Raw genomic sequence first — 18,115 nt, forward strand, 5'->3', positions numbered from 1 at the left:
ACGCACGGCCGCCCCGCCTGCGGATACCCCCGTATACCCCCACGGTCTACCCGCCCGGTTTGGGACAAACTGTGTACTTTAATGCGAAAGGGACTAGGCTAAAGCGTTGATAAGCCCTGTGATCGCAATTGATGGAGGATGCTCAACGTGCAGTCCCTGAAGTCCGCCGCCCGCCGCGGTGCCATTATTTCCGTTACCGCCGTCTCCGCTCTGGCGCTGGCTTCTTGCTCGGCGGGCCAGGTCACCCAGACCGCCGACAAGGTGGCTGCGGTCGATGGCGCTTCTGCAAGCACGGAAGACAACAAGGTTGCGGTTCGCGATGTCACCATCTTGGTAGAACCGGACGGCACCGCTGCTCTGAAGTTCACTGCCGTAAACCAGGGCTACGATACCGATGTCATCTCCCTGGAGTCCGTCAAGGTCGATGGCCAGCGCGTAGAGATGGATAAGGCTCAGCCGCTGCACCGCGACCAGTCCATCATCGCGGATTCCCAGAAGAACCTGGACGCCACCACCCAGCAGGATTCCGAGACCGTCCAGTACATCGCCACTACGCTGAAGAACGATGACTTCGGCTACGCCGGCAGCCGCCCAGTCACCTTCGAGTTCTCCAACGGTTCCATCGACGTGGATGCCACTATCGCCGCCACCCAGATGCAGTCCGGCGAGTTCGACCGCGACGTCGAGTCGTCCGAGGGCTACTCCTCCGAGGCTCCAAAGAACTAAGCCCCACCGCCCAAAAGTCTCGCCTCCAGCCCGTTTCGGGCCGGGGGCGTTTATGTGTTTTAGGCTAGAAGCCATGGCCAAGAAATCTCGCCCTATCCACACATGTTCCGAATGCGGCTACGTCTCGCCGAAGTGGCTCGGGCGCTGCCCCGACTGCGGGTCCTGGGGCACATTGGAGGAACGGGCGCCGGTGGTGGCCGGGCCGGGGGCTGCGGGGGCGTCGGCAAGCAAGGGCGTAGCGCCGTCCAGCCCGGCGCAGCCGATTACCAAGATTGGGGCGCAGGCGACAAAGACGGTGCGCACCGGCATCGGTGAGCTCGACCGCGTGCTTGGAACCGGCATCGTGCCGGGTTCGGTGGTGCTTATGGCCGGCGAGCCCGGCGTGGGCAAATCCACGCTGCTGCTGGAAGTAGCCTCGCGGTGGGCCCAGCTCGGCCGCACCGTGCTCTACGCGACGGCCGAGGAATCCGCCGGCCAGGTCCGCTCCCGCGCCGAACGCACCGGGGCGCTGCAGGAATCGCTGTACTTGGCGGCCGAGTCCAACCTGGATGCGGTCTTTGGGCACGTGGATAAGCTTAAGCCGAGCCTCATTATCGTCGATTCGGTGCAGACCATGCACGCTGTGGGCGTGGAGGGCGTATCGGGCGGCGTGGCGCAATCGCGCGCGGTGACGGCCGCGCTGACCTCACTGGCGAAGTCCACCGGCATTCCGGTGCTCCTGGTGGGCCATGTGACCAAGGACGGCAACGTGGCGGGCCCGCGCGTGCTGGAGCATCTTGTCGATGTCGTCTTGAACTTCGAGGGCGACCGCCAATCCAGCCTGCGTATGCTGCGCGGCATCAAGAATCGCTTTGGCGCCACCGACGAAGTGGGCTGCTTCGAGCAGACGGCCGGCGGCATTCGGGAAGTCGCGGACCCCTCAGGGCTCTTTCTCTCGCACCGCGGCACGACGCCGGATGGCTCGGCCGTGACGGTCGCGATGGACGGCGTGCGGCCGATACTCGCGGAGGTGCAGGCGCTGACGGTGGACCCGGTAGCAAAGAACCCGCGGCGCGTGGTGACCGGACTGGACTCCAACCGCGTACCGATGGTGCTCGCGGTACTACAGGCGCGCGCCGGCCAACGCACCAACGATAAGGATGCTTATGTCGCCACGGTGGGTGGCATGCGGATTACGGAAACCGCCACGGATCTGGCGGTGGCGCTGGCAACGTGGTCCTCGCTGCACGAGCAGCCGCTGCCGGCCAAGACGGTGGTCATCGGCGAGGTGGGCCTGGCCGGCGAGTTGCGGCCGGTGCCCAATGTGGAGCGGCGCTTGATGGAGGCCGCGCGGCTGGGCTACAAGCACGCGATTGTCCCACGCGGGGATATCGAGCCGGTAGAGGGCATGCGCGTGCACCAGGCTGGGACGCTGGGGCAGGCCATCGCCGCAGTGTCGGGATAGCGCCTAGCGCAGCGTGAAGTCCTGCGGCGGGGAGGAGTTATCGCCGATGACGGTGTGGGCGAAGTAGGCCCCAGGTTCGGCCGCGGGACGATCGGTACACTCGCCCGGCTTGGAGGCCTGGCGGGACCATTCGGCCTCGAATTTCACGTCCTTGCCGGCCGGGAAGGTTTGCGAGCCGGTCTGCACGGAGGCGTAGCAATCCGTATCGGACCACACGCGCTGGTTATCGGCCATCTTGTAGACCTCGAAGCGCAGCAGGTTCTTGTCCAGGTCAATCTTGCAGTCCGCGGCCGTGGGATTGGTGACCGTCATGAAGAACTTCGGCAGCTCGCCTTCCGGAACGGAGTAGTTCAGCATGGAGGTGCGCACGTCGAGGTCCGCGAGGTCGCAGGTCTTCTTTGCTGCTTCGGAGCTTGCAGGCGCAGCGCTCGACGGTTCGCTTTCGGCCGCCTTGCTTTCCGACGCCCCCTCGGCCGACGCCTCCGCAGCCGTCTCCGAGGTAGCCTCAGAGGTCTCCGGGGCGGCAGAAGACGAGGCCTGCTCCGGCGTGGGCGCAGGGGCGGCGGTATCGGCCGGCTCATCGCTGCTACCCCCGAAGGCGGCCACGGCCGCCCAGATCAGCACCACGGCCAGAACGAGCACGATGATGAGCGCCGCCACGCGGCGGCGCTTGTAGATCTCTTCAGGTAGGGGCTTTTTCTGCGTCACGCTGTCAATTTTAAGCGGTGGGTGCGGGCCGGTGCGCTAAGCCCGCGCCGCGTGTCAGGCTGGGTTATTCCACCCCGAAGGTCTGCAGGGTTTCCACGCTAGAGTCTTCCAGCAGGTAGCGCGCGCCAATAACGCCCAGGACGCGCTCGTCTAATAGGCGGCGCACGTTGGGCACGCTGGCCACCAGCTGGGCGACGGTCTGGCGGGTGTGTTCCCGCTCGACGTCGTCAGTCGTGGCATTCGGGCCCGCCACCAGCGCGGAGGCGGCGACCTTCTCGATAATGGGTCGCTGCAGGCCGGTGGGCAGTTCGCCGCCGGCCACGAAACCGGTAGCCGCGCCGACCGCGCCACAAGATTGATGGCCGAGGACCACCAAAAGGTTGGGCTTGAGGGCGGCGAGGGCGTAGTCGAGGGAGGCCAGGACGGCGTCGTCAAGAATGTGGCCCGCGGTGCGGATGACAAAGGCATCGCCGAAGCCGATGTTGAAAACGTGCTCGATAGGGGCGCGGGAATCGGAACAGGAAATGACCACCACGCGGGGATCCTGGCCGTGAGTTAGGCCCTCGCGGTTATAAATCTCGCGCACGTCGACGGTCTCGCCGTCCAGCACGCGCTGATTTCCCGCCTGGAGGGCCTCCCATACGGCCTGCGGTTCGTGGGCAACATTACGTAAAGGCATAGGCCACATTCTAATGCCCTAGACTATCTCCCACGATGGATTCGCAAGCTCTTCTTTCCTGGTTCGATGCCAATGAACGCGACCTGCCGTGGCGCCGGCCTGGCACGAGCGCGTGGGGTGTGCTGCTCAGCGAGGTCATGAGCCAGCAGACGCCGGTCGCGCGCGTGGCTCCGGTGTGGGAGGAATGGATGCGGCGCTGGCCCACCCCGGCGGACTTTGCCCAGGCCACCCGGGCAGAAGTACTGCGCGCCTGGGGCAAGCTGGGCTATCCGCGGCGCGCGCTGCGCCTGTGGGAGTGCGCGGCGGCCATTGGCGAGGGCGAGGTACCGGCGGACGTCGATAAGCTGCTGCGCCTGCCGGGCATCGGTGACTACACCGCGCGCGCCGTGGCCTGCTTCCACTATGGGGTCAACGTACCGGTGGTCGATACCAATGTGCGCCGAGTGTATGCGCGCGCGGAGGACGGTAGGTTCTTGGCACCGCAACCGTCGAAGCGGGAGTTGGCGGCCGTAGCGGAGCTGTTGCCGGCCGAGAACGGGCCGCGTTTTTCGGCCGCGCTCATGGAATTGGGAGCGCTGGTGTGCACGGCGAAGAATCCTTCCTGCGAGCAGTGTCCGCTGCGCGCGAGCTGTGCGTGGCAGCTCGCTGGTCGGCCGCAGCCCAGTGCAGAGGAGCAGGCACGGGCGAAAAAGCGCGTGCAGAAGTTCGTGGGCACGGACCGGCAGGTGCGCGGCAAGATTCTGGACGTTCTGCGCGCGGCGGAGCGACCGGTGCCGCAGTCCGAGATTGACGTGGTCTGGCCCGATGCGGCACAGCGCTCCCGGGCGTTGGCTTCGCTGCTTGCCGACGGCCTCGCCGAGCAAAACGACGCCGGCCTGTTCCACCTCCCTATTTAGGAGGTTAATAATGGCCGGCTATAATCGCAGGTCGCGATCCGGAGGGTGTAATCTGGTTAACGCCAGCGGCCGCGGAAATTGAATCCGCCCGGCAGGTTCACCCACATGCCGCCGCGGGAATTGAAGGTGACCGGTCCTACCTTGGTAGACATCGACGCGCCGGATCCGGAGACGTTGATCCAGCTATTCTTGCCGGTCTTTTTTCTTGAACGATACTGAAGTCCCATGAGCATTTATTTTAGCAATTCCACTTCCACCGTTCCTACTGCGCAGTAGGTTTTGGGCATGGAAAAGATTTGTATGAGACTCCTCACAGTTTGTTCACTAATCCTCGGCTCCCTCCTGCTGCCGCCGGCCGCAAATGCGGCGGTAACCTCGACTCGGCCTTCGCCGCACGTACTCGATGGCATCGGCCGCGGCCAGGCGTTCACCTACGACACCACCACGGATGGCGGCAAGCCAGTCCAGGCCTCAGCCACCTTGTACGAGCCAAATGCGCCGTGGCGCGGCAAGGGGGAGCGGCCCACCATCATCTTTGCGCCCGGCACTCGCGGCGCAGGAGACCAGTGTGCACCATCGCGCGCCGGCATGGGCCTGGGCTCAGTGGGACTAAGCAAGGTCGGCTCCCCTACTATCAATGCGAACTACGAATACGGCTTCTATATGGGCGCACTCCAGCATGGCGCTCGCGTCATCGTCGCGGACCTTATCGGACTCGGTATGCCTGGGCACCACACCTACGTTAATCACATTGAAGAAGCACACGCCATGCTTGATGCCGCCCGCTCCGGCCTGGAACTGGCGCACGCTCCGCAGGACTCCCCTATTGGGTTTGCGGGCTACTCGCAGGGCGGCGGCGCTTCACTGGCCGCTGCGGAATTCGCCGACTCTTATGCCCCCGAATTGAACGTGGCCGGAACCTACTCCGGTGCCCCGCCGGCTGACCTGCCCAAGGTCATGAAGGCCATCGACGGCTCTTCCATCGTCCACGTGCTGGGCTACGCCATCAATGGCTTTGCTGAGCGTGACCCCAAATTCCGCGATGCGGTCCTTGAAGAATTAAACCCCCGCGGCATCGACTTTCTGCGCTCCGCGGCTACCACCTGTACCGGCGATTCCATCCTCACGTGGGGCTTTACCAACACTCGCCAACTCACCCGCACCGGGGAATCGCTATCCGAACTCGTAGAGCGCAAGCCCGTCATCAAGGAAACCTTGCTGCGGCAGAATCAGGGCAAGCACCCGCTCAAGGGCCCGGCGATGATCGCCAGCTCGCCGCACGATGACCTCATCCCGCACGAGCAGGTCCGCGCCGTCGCAGGAGCCTACTGCCAGATGGGCGGAACCGTAGACTTCATGGCCGCACCAGGCACCGCGACCATCCCGGGCGCTGGCGCCGACCACGCGCTGCCGCTTTACGTCAATATCCCGGTGGGCTTGAAGTACCTCTTTGACCGCTTCAACGGAAAACCGGCGCCATCTAATTGTGCTGGCTAAATGGGGTCCGAGCCCGCGGAACTGCACACAAAAAGCCACCCAGCCTCGCAGGAAGCGAAGTGCTGGGTGGCTTTAATCGTTGCCCAGAGTTACATCGGCTGGCCGGCGCCTGCTGGCGGCGGGTTGTGGCCGTCGTCATCGGAGTCGGAACCAGAGCCGGACTCTAGGTCGGTTCCGGCGGCGGTGGAGCCGCCATCGCCCGGAACGTCCGGAGTGATGGTGTCGGGCTCGCCGGCATCGGTGGAATCGGCGTCATTCTCGCGCACCTCGGCGTCGTCAAGCTGCGGCTCCTCGGTATCCTCCGGCAGAGGCTTCGGGCGCGGGCTGAAGGTGAACTTCGCACCCGTGTTGTCCTTGGACTCGCCGTCCCAACCTTCGACGTCGACGGTGATGATCTCGCCGGCGCCGATTTCGCCGAAGAGGATCTTCTCAGAGAGCTGATCCTCGATCTCGCGCTGGATGGTGCGGCGCAGCGGACGAGCACCCAATACCGGGTCGAAGCCGCGCTTAGCCAGCAGGTCCTTGGCCTTCTGCGTGAGCTCGATGCCCATATCGCGCTCATCCAGCTGCTTAGCCACGCGGCCGATGAGCAGCTCGACCATCTCCACAATCTGCTCCTGGGTGAGCTGGTGGAAGACGACGATGTCATCGATACGGTTCAAGAACTCTGGGCGGAAGTGCTTCTTCAGCTCGTCGTTGACCTTCTGCTTCATCCGATCGTACTGGGCATCCGCATCGTTTTCGGAGGAACCAGTAAAGCCCAAGCCCACTGGCTTCGAGATGTCCTGGGTGCCCAGGTTCGAGGTGAAGATGAGAACAGTGTTCTTGAAGTCGACGACGCGACCCTGGCCGTCAGTAAGTCGGCCATCTTCCAGCACCTGCAGGAGGGTGTTGTAAATCTCCTTGTGGGCCTTCTCGATCTCATCGAAAAGCACAACAGAGAACGGCTTACGGCGAACTTTCTCGGTCAGCTGGCCACCCTCTTCGTAGCCGACATATCCCGGAGGCGCACCGAAGAGGCGGGAGGCGGTGAAGCGATCGTGGAACTCACCCATATCGATCTGGATGAGGTCATCATCCGAACCGAAGAGGAAGTTAGCCAGGGACTTCGACAGCTCAGTCTTACCCACACCGGACGGGCCGGCGAAGATGAAGGAACCGGACGGACGGCGCGGATCCTTGAGGCCTGCACGGGTGCGGCGGATGGCGCGGGAGACGGACTTGACCGCCTCGTCCTGGCCAATAATGCGCTTGTGCAGCTCCTCTTCCATGTTGAGCAGGCGGTTGGATTCCTTCTCCGTCAGCTTCAGTACAGGGATGCCGGTCCAGTGCGCCAGAACCTCGGCGATCTGGTCCTCGCCTACCTCGGCGATTTCCTCAAGGTCGCCAGAGCGCCACTGCTTTTCCTTCTCCGCGCGCTCCTCGCCCAGCTTGCGCTCCTTATCGCGCAGGCCGGCTGCCTTCTCAAAGTCCTGGGCGTCAATGGCCGCTTCCTTTTCCTTGCGGACCTCAGCGATGCGGTCATCGACCTCGCGCAGGCCCTTCGGCGCGGTCATGCGCTTGATACGCATGCGGGCGCCAGCCTCATCGAGGAGGTCAACGGCCTTATCCGGCAAGAAACGGTCATTGATATAGCGATCCGAGAGGGAAGCTGCAGCATGCAGCGCCTCATCGGTGTAAGACACGCGGTGGTGCGCCTCGTACTTATCGCGCAGGCCCTTCAGGATCAAGAAGGTGTCATCCAGGGAAGGCTCCTCCACCTTGACCGGCTGGAAGCGGCGCTCCAGCGCGGCATCCTTTTCGATGTGCTTGCGGTATTCCTCAAGGGTCGTAGCACCAATGGTCTGCAGCTCGCCACGAGCCAGCTTCGGCTTGAGCAGCGAGGCTGCATCGATGGCGCCTTCAGCAGCACCAGCACCAACCAGGGTGTGGATCTCATCGATGAACAAGATGATGTCGCCGCGCTGGTTAATCTCCTTGAGCACCTTCTTCAGGCGTTCCTCAAAGTCACCGCGGTAACGGGAGCCGGCAACCAGGGAGCCCAAGTCCAGCGAGTAAAGCTGCTTATCCTTGAGGGTCTCCGGAACCTTGCCGTTGACGATGTCGAGCGCCAAGCCCTCGACGACGGCGGTCTTACCAACGCCCGGCTCACCGATGAGCACCGGGTTATTCTTCGTACGGCGAGACAGCACCTGCATGATGCGCTCTACCTCGGACTCACGGCCAACGACCGGATCGAGCTTGCCGTCCTTCGCGGCCTGGGTGAGGTTGCGGCCGAACTGGTCGAGCACCAGGGAATTGGAACGCTCGCCGGAGCCGCCGGAGCCACCACGGCCGCCCGCGCCGGCACCTGCACCAGCACCCGCGCCGATCGGACCGGAGCCCTGGCCGTTGGAGGAACCGCCCTCCTGCTGGCCGCCCTCATAACCGGACAGCAGCTGGATAACCTGCTGGCGCACGCGCGGCAGGTCGGCGCCGAGCTTGGTCAGCACCTGGGCGGCGACGCCGTCGCCCTCGCGGATGAGACCCAATAGCAAGAACTCAGTACCGATGTACTTGTGTCCCATCTGCAGACCTTCGCGCAGGGAAAGCTCCAAGACCTTCTTGGCGCGTGGGGTAAAGGGGATGTGGCCGGTGTGCGGCTGGCTGCCCTGGCCGATGATTTCCTCGACCTCGCGGCGGACATCCTCCAGGGAGATACCCATGGATTCCAGCGCCTTGGCGGCTACGCCTTCGCCCTCATGGATAAGGCCGAGCAGGATGTGCTCGGTGCCGATGTAATTGTGGTTAAGCATGCGTGCTTCTTCCTGCGCCAAAACGATGACGCGGCGAGCACGATCGGTAAACCTCTCGAACATGATTCCCCTATACTTTCGCTTCTAATGTGATACCCACTCTAACGCGGCAGTCCGCCGATAATTTCCGGTTTTGTTCCCAGATGCCCACAATACCGCCAGAATCCGACATATTCGCAGCTCACACGGGTGTACGCCGGTAGCGAACAGGGGCATGGGCATGTAATCTAGAATCGTTTTTGTTCCCTGCCCCTCCCCACTATTTAAGGACGTCGCGACCGTGCCCCAGCTTCCTGAGTTCTTTGCCACCCAGCACAACCTGCACGAATTGGCCGTGTTGGATGAGGCGCCATCGTCTACCCTCTTTGTGGTCGAAGATGGAAGCACGCACCAGCAGCTGAGCGTGGAAATCTTCGCGCCGGAAATTTCCGGAGTGGTGGACAAGTCCACGGCACTGCATGGGTTGCACCACCCAGCCATCGCGCCGCTGGTGGGCACGGGCACCACCGCGGACGGGCAGGAATTCATCGTGCGCGAAGGGACTTCCGGAACCCAACTTTCTGAGCTGCCCAATAATCTCAGCCACGAGGAGGCCGCCGACGTCTTTGGTCCACTGGCGGGTGCAGTGGACTTCCTAATTTCCCGCGGCCGGGCAGACTTTGCGGTGCATGGGCTAAGGGAGGCCCGGGTGGGCGTCGATAAGCAACGCCAGGTTTCGGTGCTGGCTGCGGCCGGTCCGTCCGGCGAAGAGCACGGCGATGCGGTGGCGGCGTTTGAAGAGCTCGTCGCCCAGAAGTGCCCGGAGTATAAGCCCACTGGCACGGCAGAGAGCGCCAAGGATGTGGTGGAGCACCTGCGCCCGCAGCGCGAGTTTGATACCGCGCAGATTCCCCGTGTGCAGGAGCCGGAGCCACGCCCTCAGCAGCAGTTTGCTCCGCCGCAACAGCCGCCACCGATGGCCCAGCCCATGGCGCAGCCGCAGCAACCGCTGGCACCCGCGCCGAAGAAGAAGGGCAAGGGCGGGCTCATTGCGCTCATCACGGTGCTGGCGGTGGCCGCGATTGCTGCTGCGGCCGCGCTGTGGTTCTTCCTGTACTACCCCAGCTGGAATGATAAGGAGCAAAACCTCGCGGATGCGTATCCGGACTTGGTGGGCTCCCGCAGCGGCCAGGACGGCTTCGATGGGGCTAAGTGCTCCTCGCGCGAGCCGGAGCCTGGCCAGGAGGCCAAGATTTCCTGCGTGGGCGATGGGTTCAACTACATCGTGACCTACTACCCCAGCGTGGAGGAGCGCGATGCCATGCTTCCCGACGCCGAACCGGTCGAGCTTTCCAATGACCAATGCACCATCCAAAGCTTTGAGACCACCGCGGATGTTCCGACCTACGTGATGGCCGTGGAAGGCACCCAGTCCGCATTCCTGGTGTGGGGCGATAAGGCTGAAGAGGAGCGGCTGAACCTGCCGCTGTGCGCCTCTTAATTTGTCCTCGTGCTTATTCCGCGGAGGGTACGCGCTTGAGGAACGGGGCCAGCACAACGACCACCAGCGAAAGCACGCCGGCAAAAAGGAAGGCCCAGTGCGCGCCGTGAGCCGTCGCGGCTGCCTCGTTCATGCCTTGGGCCGCACCGGACTTGGTGCCACGGGTCAGGAAGGTCATCAGGAAGGCAGTGCCTGCCGCACCCGCCAGCTGCTGCAGGGTATTGAGGATGGCGGAGCCGTGCGAGTAGAGCTCGTCTGGCAGGGAGGCCAGGGACGTCGTCATCAGCGGCGTCATCATGAGCGCAATGCCCAGGGCAAAAAGGATATGCATGCCAATGACCATCCATACCGCACTGTCCTCGTTGAGCAGGGTCATCAGCCACGTGCCCGCGGCTAGGAGCAGGGCGCCGGGGATCATGAGTGGGCGGGGCCCGTGGATGTCATAGAGGCGGCCGACCATCGGCGAGATGCCGCCTTGGAGCAAGCCGCCAGGCATGACAACGAGCCCGGTGAACAGCGAGCTTACCGCCAGAGAGGTCTGCAGGTAGATGGGCAGGATATTGACCACGCCGAGCAATAGCCCAAACATGAGCAGCATGCCTAGTACCGCCACGGTGAAGTTGGGAACCGTAAACGGGCGCATGTCCAAAAGAGCGCGATTGTCCTTGGCCAGGCGCAGCTGACGGCGGGTGAAAAGCGCCAAGGCCACGAGGCCGACGATGAGAACGACGATGTCTACGAGGCCATCGCCCTCCAGCATGTTTTCCAGGGACGATACGGCGTAGACCAATCCGCCAAAGGCGATGACGGACAGGACGACGGACGGGAAGTCCAGCGGGGTATCGCGCTTATCTCCCACGTTGACCAGGCGGAAATAGCCGGCGGCGCAGATGAGGCCAAGCAGCGGCACCATGGTCCAGAAAATGACGTGCCAGCTAGACATGCTCAACACGAAGCCACCTACGGTGGGGCCGAGCGCCGGGGCGACGGAAATGACCACGGAGATAATGCCCATGACGCTGCCGCGGCGCTGCGGCGGGACGAGGGTCATCGCCACCGTCATCAGGGTGGGGATCATCAAGGCGGTGCCGGCCGCCTGGAATACGCGGCCCACCAGCAGCACGCCGAAGGCCGGGGCGAGCGCCGCCAACACCGTACCGGCAAGAAAAACGCCCGACGAGGCCAAGAAGATCTGCCGGGTGGTGAACTTATCCATAAGAAAGCCGGTGGTTGGGATAACCACGCCCATGGTGAGGAGGAAACCGGTAAGCAGCCACTGGGCGGAGGTCGCGGGGATGCCGAAGTCCGCCATGATGGTGGGCAGCGCCACCGACAGGGCGGTCTCGTTCAGGATCATCACCATCGCGCCGAGGACGAGGATGGTGAGGTTGATTTTTACCTCTGCGGAAATGTGGGGATCTGGTTTCTGAGACACCCAGACAGGATACTGAGGCCGCGGGTGCGGGGAAAGTCGAGGAGTATAGTTTTAATGTCTTCATCTGCGCGGTGAGACCGCGTCACCCGAACCTAAAGCGAGGTACACCCCAGTGCGTTTTCTCAACGATTCCCATCCGCCGTACGAATTGACCTACTCGGACGTATTTATGGTCCCGAGCCACTCCGAGGTAGGCTCGCGCCAATCGGTAGACCTCACCACTGAGGACGGCACCGGAAATACCATCCCGCTCATCGTGGCCAATATGACCGCCGTGGCCGGACGCCGCATGGCCGAGACCATCGCCCGGCGCGGCGGCCTGACCATCCTGCCACAGGACCTCTCTTTAGAAGCGGCCGCAGAAACCATCGCCTCTGTGAAGGCGGCGGACTTGGTCTATGACACCCCAATTACCGTCAAGCCGCACCACACCGTGGGCTATACCAGCAACCTTTTGCACAAGCGCGCCCATGGTGCCGCCATCGTGGTCGAGGGGGACATGCCCATCGGCATCATCACGCCGAAGGACCTGCGCGGGCAGGATAACTTCACCGCCGTTGGCCAGCTGATGACCACCGACTTGGTAACGTTGCCGGTGGGCATTGACCCACAGGAGGCCTTTACCAAGCTGCGCAAGACCTCCCGCAAGCTAGCCCCGGTGGTCAACCCGGATGGCACCTTGGCTGGAATCCTCACGAGGAAGGGTGCGGTAAGGGCAAAGATGTATAGGCCGGGCGTCGACAAGCAAGGCCGCTTACACATCGGTGCTGCGGTGGGCATCAACGGTGACGTGGAAGGTCGCGCCCGTGCTCTAGCGGAGGCCGGTGCTGACGTCCTCGTCATCGATACTGCACACGGACATCAGGAAAGCATGCTCACCGCGCTGCGCAAGGTTAAGGCGCTGGATCTGGGACTTCCCATTGCCGCCGGCAATATTGTCACGGCCGAGGGTGTGCGCGAGCTGGCCGCGGCCGGCGCGGACATTATCAAGGTCGGTGTGGGCCCGGGCGCGATGTGCACCACCCGCATGCAGACTGGCGTGGGCCGCCCGCAGTTCTCGGCCGTCCTAGAGTGTGCTGCAGCCGCCCGCGAGGTTGGCGCCCATGTTTGGGCCGACGGCGGCGTGCGCGACCCGCGCGATGTCGCCCTCGCACTTGCCGCGGGTGCCTCCAATGTCATGATCGGCTCCTGGTTCGCCGGCACCTTTGAATCCCCAGGTGACCTGCACAAGGATGCCGACGGCGCCTTTTATAAAGAGTCCTTCGGTATGGCTTCACGCCGGGCGGTGCGCGGCCGCAATTCCGATACCGAGGCCTTTGAACGCGCCCGCCGCGAGATGTTCGAAGAGGGCATTTCTACCTCTCGCATCTACCTCGACCCCGAGCACGGCGGTGTGGAGCACCTGGTGGACCGGATTGTCTCTGGCGTGCGTTCCTCGTGCACCTACGCCGGCGCCGATTCCTTGGTCGCCTTCCGCGAGCACGCCACCGTAGGCGTGCAGTCCGCCGCCGGCTTTGCCGAGGGGCAGCCACGCGCCACGAACCGCTAAAACAATAACCCCAGTGATGTGCAGATGGCCTGCAGGGATCGCTCTGGGGCTTTCAAATGCAACACTACCATGGGAGCCATGACGCCTCAATCAGCTACCCAACGCCAGCTAATTGAATGGTTTTCAGCTCCCAGAATGAAAAGGTTTCTCGATCATCCTGACCCGGCGGCTCTTTATCTATGGAACACTCGCGTCTCGAAAGCATTCCTAGAAGATATTCAGCACGCTGAGGTACTTCTGAGGAACCACATAGACACAGCACTCTCGGCCAAGTACGGCCCCGAGTGGTTTGACTCCCCAAAAATTCCTTTCACTTCCCAATCCAAGAAAGCAATAACAAAAGCCCAGAGACGCACCAATTTCAATAAGAATCGGAACACAGGAAAGGTAATCGCAGAATTGAATTTTGATTTCTGGCGATACCTGTTGACCACGACTTATCAGACGACGATATGGCCATGCCTTCACTCCACCTTTTCCTCACGGGTTTCCCGAAAGGATTTCGAGGCTCAAGTACAAACCATTTACACCTTTCGAAACAGAGCAGCCCACCATGAACCCATCATTAGGGACTGCCGCGACATGGAAGAGAAGGAATTGGACAACATATCAGCAGCACTTCACAAAGTTTGTTCCTGGATCTCCCCGGAAGCGGCCTCCTGGATACTCGAACAGTCAAGAGTTCGAGTGCTAAGAAGCCAGCGTCCCTAGAAGCCCTCCGCTCAGCACGTGCTACGTTGACAGATATGTTGACTCGCTATGACCAAGCGGCCTCCCGCGCGGCCGCGCAGGTTATGGGGCAGTACTCCACCAGTTTCTCCCTGGCCACGCGGCTTTTGCGCGGGCGGGTGCGCGCCGATATCCGCCACCTGTACGCGGTGGTGCGCATTGCAGATGAGCTTGTCGACGGCGCCGCAGCCCAAGCCCACACCGAACCCGCCGCCGCGCTGGATGCCTACGAGCAGACCATCTTGGCCGCGCCGCAGCAGCGACTGCACACCGACCCGGTTGTGCACGCTTATGCCATTACCGCTCGCCGCTGCGGCTTCCACGAGGAACATCTTGCGGCCTTCTTTAGCTCCATGCGCACGGACCTGACCCAGCGCGAATATTCCCCGTCGGAGCTACAGGACTATATCTACGGCTCAGCGGAAGTCATTGGGCTATTGTGCCTGCAAATTTTCTTGGCCGAGGAGGACGTCTCCCCCACCGACCGCGCCGCCATGGAGCGCGGCGCCCGCGCGCTAGGGTCAGCCTTTCAGAAGATTAATTTCCTTCGTGACCTGCGCGAGGATAGTTCCACTTTGGGCCGCACCTATTTTCAGCAGGCCCCATCGGGACGAATTGATGAGGCCACCAAGTCCGCGCTCATCGCAGAGATCCGCCGAGAGCTCGCCGCCGCCGCGCTCACCATCGACTTGCTGCCGGCCTCTGCACGGGTGGGGGTGAGCGCGGCGGCGGATATCTTTGCTGAGCTCACCAATCGCCTTGCCGCCACTCCAGCTACGGCGCTTGCCACTACGCGGGTATCCGTTCCGAACCACACCAAGGCTTGGCTCGCGGCCCGCGCGGTGCACCGTCGCGGCCACAGCAGCCAGACATCGCCCACGGCCGAAAACTAAGGAGAACGTCATGCACGCCGTCGTCATTGGAGCCGGCATCGCCGGACTCGCCACCGCCGCTTTGCTCGGCCGCGAGGGCTACGAGGTCACCGTTGTGGACTCGCTGGATGAGGTAGGCGGGCGCGCCGGCAGCTTTGCGGAGGCTGGCTTCCGCTGGGATACCGGCCCGTCGTGGTACCTCATGCCCGAGGCATTCGATCACTTCTTTGCGCTGTGCGGCACCTCCACCGAGGCGGAGCTGGACTTGGTCGACCTCTCCCCCGCCTACCGCGTCTTTCATGGCGATACGCCGGTGGATGTACGCTCCGGCATCGAGGAAGTCACCGCGCTTTTCGAGTCACTCGAGCCCGGCGCGGGGGAGAAAGTTCGCGAGTACTTAGCGCAGGCCAGCGATACCTACGAGATGGCGCTTAAGCACTTCCTTTACACCACCTTCTCCGCGCCGCTGAACCTGGTGCACCGCGATATCCGCAGCCGGCTTTCCCAGTTGGTGGCGTTGCTTACGGCGAACCTAAAGCAACATGTGGGCCGGACGTTTTCTGATGCCCGCCTGCGCCAAATCTTGAGTTACCCGGCGGTCTTTTTGTCCTCCGAGCCGGCCGCTGCACCGGCACTGTATTCTTTGATGAGCCACACCGACCTGGTGGAGGGCGTTCGCTACCCGCAGGGTGGGTTCGCGGCCGTGGTCCAGGCCATCTACCGGCAGGCACAGAAATTCGGCGCCACCTTCCGCTTGGGCGAGGAGGTTACTTCCATCAAGGTCGCCAATCGTCAGGTCACGGGCGTGCGCACGAATAAGGGCGCTATCCACGCCGATATTGTGGTGTCGGCGGCGGACGTGCACCACACCGAGACCCAATTATTGCCACCACAGTTGCGCACCTACCCGGAGCGCTACTGGGGCCGGCGCAATCCAGGTCTGGGCACCGTGCTCGTTTTGGCCGGGGTAAAGGGCGAGCTGCCAGAACTAGCGCACCATACGCTGCTTTTTAGCCAGGATTGGGATCCGGATTTCCGCGCCGTCTATTCCGGTCCGGAGCCTTCCCGGCCGTTGGGTGCCTCGCAGTCCATCTACGTGTCCAAGACCTCGGCCACCGACCCGAACGTAGCGCCCGCGGGCTACGAAAACCTCTTCATTCTGGTGCCAGTGCCGGCCGCGGAGGCGCCCGGGTTCGGCAATGCCTACCACGCAGAGGAATCCGAGCGCGTTGCCGCGATTGCCGACGCCGCCCTCGACCACATCGCAGCCACGGCCGGGGTGCCGGATTTGGTAGACAGGGTCGTCGTCAAGCGCACGCTCGGCCCGGCCGATTTTGCCGAGCGCTACCATGCTTGGTCGGCCGGTTCTATCGGGCCCGCGCACACGCTGCGACAATCGGCGTTCTTGCGCGGGCGCAACGCCTCGCGCAAGGTCGGCGGCCTCTACTACGCGGGTGCCACCACCGTGCCGGGCGTGGGCGTGCCGATGTGTCTGATTTCGGCCGAGAACATTATTAAGCGCCTGCGTGGTGATAAATCCGCCGGGCCGCTTTCGCACTAGCCCAGGCACGGCAAAAGCCGCCAGCCTCAGGGGCTGACGGCTAGCGATTGGCCGCTGAGTGGCTACTTCTGCTCTGGTTTAACCAGTGGGAAGAGCACGGTTTCACGGATGCCCAGGCCGGTCAGGGCCATCAGCAGGCGGTCCATGCCCATGCCGGTGCCGGCCGTAGGCGGCATGCCCTGCTCCATTGCAGCAAGGAAGTCCTCGTCCAGCACCATTGCCTCGTCATCGCCACCGGCGGCCAGGCGGGCCTGATCCTCAAAGCGCTCGCGCTGGATAACCGGGTCCACCAGCTCGGAGTAGCCGGTTGCCAGCTCAAAGCCGCGGACGTAGAGATCCCACTTCTCGGTCACGCCCGGCTTGGAACGGTGCTGACGGGTCAGTGGGGAGGTCTCAACCGGGAAGTTCTTGACAAAGATGGGGCCTTCCAGCTGGTCCTCGCACAGGATCTCCCAGATTTCCTCCACTAGCTTGCCGTGGCCCCAGCCGCCATCCTTGGGGACGTCAAGGCCGATGACGTCTGCAATGCCCTTGAGCGTCTCGACGTCGGTATCGATGGTGACCTCCGGCTGGCCCGGGAACTTGCGCTGCAGGGCCTCATTGAGGGAAGGGTACATCTCGATTTCGGGCCACTCTTCGCCGCCGAAGTCGAACTCGGTGCCATCCGCCAGCGTGACGGTGGTAGAGCCAAAGACGTCGCGGGCTACGGCCTGGATGGACTCGCGCGTCATGCGGGCGCAATCGTCGTAGTCTCCCCATGCAGCGTAGGTCTCGAGCATGGCGAACTCCGGCGAGTGAGAACGGTCCACGCCCTCGTTGCGGAAGTTTCGGTTGATTTCGAAGACGCGGTCAATGCCGCCGACGACGGCACGCTTCAAGTACAGCTCCGGCGCAATGCGCAGATAGAGGTCAATATCCAGCGCATTGGAGTGGGTGATAAACGGGCGAGCGGCCGCGCCACCGTGCAGGGTCTGCAGCATCGGGGTCTCGATTTCAACGAAGTCCTGGCTTTCCAGGTAGTTGCGCAGCGCGCGCATGACCTTCACGCGGATCATGGCGTTCTTGCGGGCCTCTTCGCGGATAATGAGGTCGTTATAGCGCTGGCGCACACGGGTATCTTCTGCCATATCGGCGAAGGACACCGGCAGCGGGCGCAGGGACTTAGCGGCCATGGTCCACTCGGAGACCATGATGGACAGCTCGCCGCGGCGGGAGGAAATTACGCGGCCGCGCACGGAGATGAAATCGCCCAAGTCAACATCGGACTTCCAAGCGTCGAGGCGCTCCTTGCCTACCTCAGCCAAAGAAAGCATGGCCTGCACCTGGGTGCCGTCGCCATCTTGCAGGGTGGCAAAGCACAACTTGCCGGTATTGCGCATAAAGATAAGGCGGCCGGCAATGGCGTGGGTTACCTCGGTTTCCTCGCCTGGGGCCAGGTAGGTCACGCCTTCTTCGGCGCCCGGCTCTTCGCCCTCGGCCACTACACGAAAATCGTGGCGCAAATCCTTCAAAGAGATGGTGCGCTCAACGGTGACCGGGTAGGCCTCTACGCCGGATTCCAGCAGGCGATCGCGCTTCTCGCGGCGGATGCGCAGCTGCTCAGGGACATCGTTTACTTCATTATTCTTCTGCTCGCTCACGTTAGCCTAGGGTAGTCGATCCCCACCGCAGCACGCGATTTAGCCCACGCCACCTTCACCCCAGAAAAGATTTACGCAGAATTCACTTCACCGTCACCTCAGCG

At 63.0% G+C, this 18,115-nt stretch carries 14 protein-coding genes; 8 read left to right on the forward strand and 6 right to left on the reverse strand.

Annotation, left to right across the window (positions count from 1 at the left end; genetic code table 11):
• The first annotated feature begins 138 nt into the window (after positions 1–138).
• A complete protein-coding gene (locus tag QP965_RS06470; RefSeq protein ID WP_239278222.1) occupies positions 139–726 on the forward strand; it encodes a hypothetical protein in 588 nt (195 codons plus the stop codon).
• A 73-nt stretch (positions 727–799) separates the two neighbouring features.
• The gene (radA, locus tag QP965_RS06475) at positions 800–2,170 is read left to right on the forward strand and encodes a DNA repair protein RadA (protein WP_284787331.1); all 1,371 of its coding nucleotides are present in this window, start codon (positions 800–802) and stop codon (positions 2,168–2,170) included.
• 3 nt (positions 2,171–2,173) lie between these two features.
• Here radA and QP965_RS06480 read toward each other — a convergent pair whose 3' ends face one another.
• Positions 2,174–2,878, reverse strand: a complete 705-nt coding sequence (locus QP965_RS06480) for a flagellar basal body-associated FliL family protein (RefSeq protein WP_284844437.1) — start codon at positions 2,876–2,878, stop codon at positions 2,174–2,176.
• Between the two features lie 64 nt (positions 2,879–2,942).
• Positions 2,943–3,557 carry a carbonic anhydrase gene (locus tag QP965_RS06485; protein WP_284768851.1) on the reverse strand — a complete coding sequence of 205 codons (615 nt, stop codon included), beginning with the start codon at positions 3,555–3,557 and terminating at the stop codon, positions 2,943–2,945.
• A gap of 35 nt (positions 3,558–3,592) precedes the next feature.
• Here QP965_RS06485 and QP965_RS06490 point away from each other — a divergent pair, with 35 nt between their 5' ends.
• Positions 3,593–4,453, forward strand: a complete 861-nt coding sequence (locus tag QP965_RS06490) for an iron-sulfur binding domain-containing protein (protein WP_005325704.1) — start codon at positions 3,593–3,595, stop codon at positions 4,451–4,453.
• Between the two features lie 56 nt (positions 4,454–4,509).
• Here QP965_RS06490 and QP965_RS06495 read toward each other — a convergent pair whose 3' ends face one another.
• Positions 4,510–4,680 (reverse strand): DUF4236 domain-containing protein, encoded by a 171-nt coding sequence (locus tag QP965_RS06495; RefSeq protein ID WP_080970400.1) that lies wholly within the window; start codon positions 4,678–4,680, stop codon positions 4,510–4,512.
• Between the two features lie 73 nt (positions 4,681–4,753).
• On the opposite strand from QP965_RS06495, the gene QP965_RS06500 reads away from it, so the two are divergent.
• Positions 4,754–5,950, forward strand: coding sequence for a lipase family protein (locus QP965_RS06500; RefSeq protein WP_284844438.1), 1,197 nt, complete (start codon positions 4,754–4,756; stop codon positions 5,948–5,950).
• An 89-nt stretch (positions 5,951–6,039) separates the two neighbouring features.
• Here the strand turns inward: QP965_RS06500 and QP965_RS06505 are convergent, their stop codons facing one another.
• Positions 6,040–8,808 (reverse strand): ATP-dependent Clp protease ATP-binding subunit, encoded by a 2,769-nt coding sequence (locus tag QP965_RS06505; RefSeq protein WP_284844439.1) that lies wholly within the window; start codon positions 8,806–8,808, stop codon positions 6,040–6,042.
• Between the two features lie 217 nt (positions 8,809–9,025).
• Between QP965_RS06505 and QP965_RS06510 the strand changes: the two genes are divergently transcribed.
• A complete protein-coding gene (locus QP965_RS06510; protein WP_284844440.1) occupies positions 9,026–10,225 on the forward strand; it encodes a serine/threonine protein kinase in 1,200 nt (399 codons plus the stop codon).
• Positions 10,226–10,238: 13 nt separating this feature from the next.
• On the opposite strand, the gene QP965_RS06515 is transcribed toward QP965_RS06510, so the two are convergent.
• Positions 10,239–11,660: an MDR family MFS transporter gene (locus tag QP965_RS06515; RefSeq protein WP_284844441.1), complete on the reverse strand. Its 1,422-nt coding sequence runs from the start codon at positions 11,658–11,660 to the stop codon at positions 10,239–10,241.
• A gap of 112 nt (positions 11,661–11,772) precedes the next feature.
• Here QP965_RS06515 and QP965_RS06520 point away from each other — a divergent pair, with 112 nt between their 5' ends.
• From QP965_RS06520 to crtI, 3 genes are all read left to right on the forward strand, one after another.
• Complete coding sequence (locus QP965_RS06520; protein WP_284844442.1) at positions 11,773–13,209, forward strand: GuaB1 family IMP dehydrogenase-related protein; 1,437 nt, start codon at positions 11,773–11,775, stop codon at positions 13,207–13,209.
• 746 nt (positions 13,210–13,955) lie between these two features.
• The gene (locus tag QP965_RS06525) at positions 13,956–14,831 is read left to right on the forward strand and encodes a phytoene/squalene synthase family protein (protein WP_284844443.1); all 876 of its coding nucleotides are present in this window, start codon (positions 13,956–13,958) and stop codon (positions 14,829–14,831) included.
• Positions 14,832–14,841: 10 nt separating this feature from the next.
• Positions 14,842–16,371, forward strand: coding sequence for a phytoene desaturase family protein (gene crtI, locus QP965_RS06530; protein WP_284844444.1), 1,530 nt, complete (start codon positions 14,842–14,844; stop codon positions 16,369–16,371).
• Positions 16,372–16,433: 62 nt separating this feature from the next.
• On the opposite strand, the gene lysS is transcribed toward crtI, so the two are convergent.
• Positions 16,434–18,011, reverse strand: coding sequence for a lysine--tRNA ligase (lysS, locus tag QP965_RS06535; protein WP_284844445.1), 1,578 nt, complete (start codon positions 18,009–18,011; stop codon positions 16,434–16,436).
• Positions 18,012–18,115: the final 104 nt, after the last annotated feature.

Origin of the sequence: Corynebacterium sp. MSK074, from assembly GCF_030229735.1 — a bacterium.
In the GTDB taxonomy this organism is placed as follows: Bacteria; Actinomycetota; Actinomycetes; order Mycobacteriales; family Mycobacteriaceae; genus Corynebacterium.

What these genes read in the sequence shown, in the direction of transcription:
- QP965_RS06470 (WP_239278222.1), top strand. Translation starts at nt 139, where the DNA reads ATGCTCAACGTGCAGTCCCTGAAGTCCGCCGCCCGCCGCGGTGCCATT.
- radA (WP_284787331.1), top strand. Translation starts at nt 800, where the DNA reads ATGGCCAAGAAATCTCGCCCTATCCACACATGTTCCGAATGCGGCTAC.
- QP965_RS06485 (WP_284768851.1), bottom strand. Translation starts at nt 3,557, where the DNA reads ATGCCTTTACGTAATGTTGCCCACGAACCGCAGGCCGTATGGGAGGCC.
- QP965_RS06490 (WP_005325704.1), top strand. Translation starts at nt 3,593, where the DNA reads ATGGATTCGCAAGCTCTTCTTTCCTGGTTCGATGCCAATGAACGCGAC.
- QP965_RS06495 (WP_080970400.1), bottom strand. Translation starts at nt 4,680, where the DNA reads ATGGGACTTCAGTATCGTTCAAGAAAAAAGACCGGCAAGAATAGCTGG.
- QP965_RS06500 (WP_284844438.1), top strand. Translation starts at nt 4,754, where the DNA reads ATGAGACTCCTCACAGTTTGTTCACTAATCCTCGGCTCCCTCCTGCTG.
- QP965_RS06505 (WP_284844439.1), bottom strand. Translation starts at nt 8,808, where the DNA reads ATGTTCGAGAGGTTTACCGATCGTGCTCGCCGCGTCATCGTTTTGGCG.
- QP965_RS06525 (WP_284844443.1), top strand. Translation starts at nt 13,956, where the DNA reads ATGTTGACTCGCTATGACCAAGCGGCCTCCCGCGCGGCCGCGCAGGTT.
- crtI (WP_284844444.1), top strand. Translation starts at nt 14,842, where the DNA reads ATGCACGCCGTCGTCATTGGAGCCGGCATCGCCGGACTCGCCACCGCC.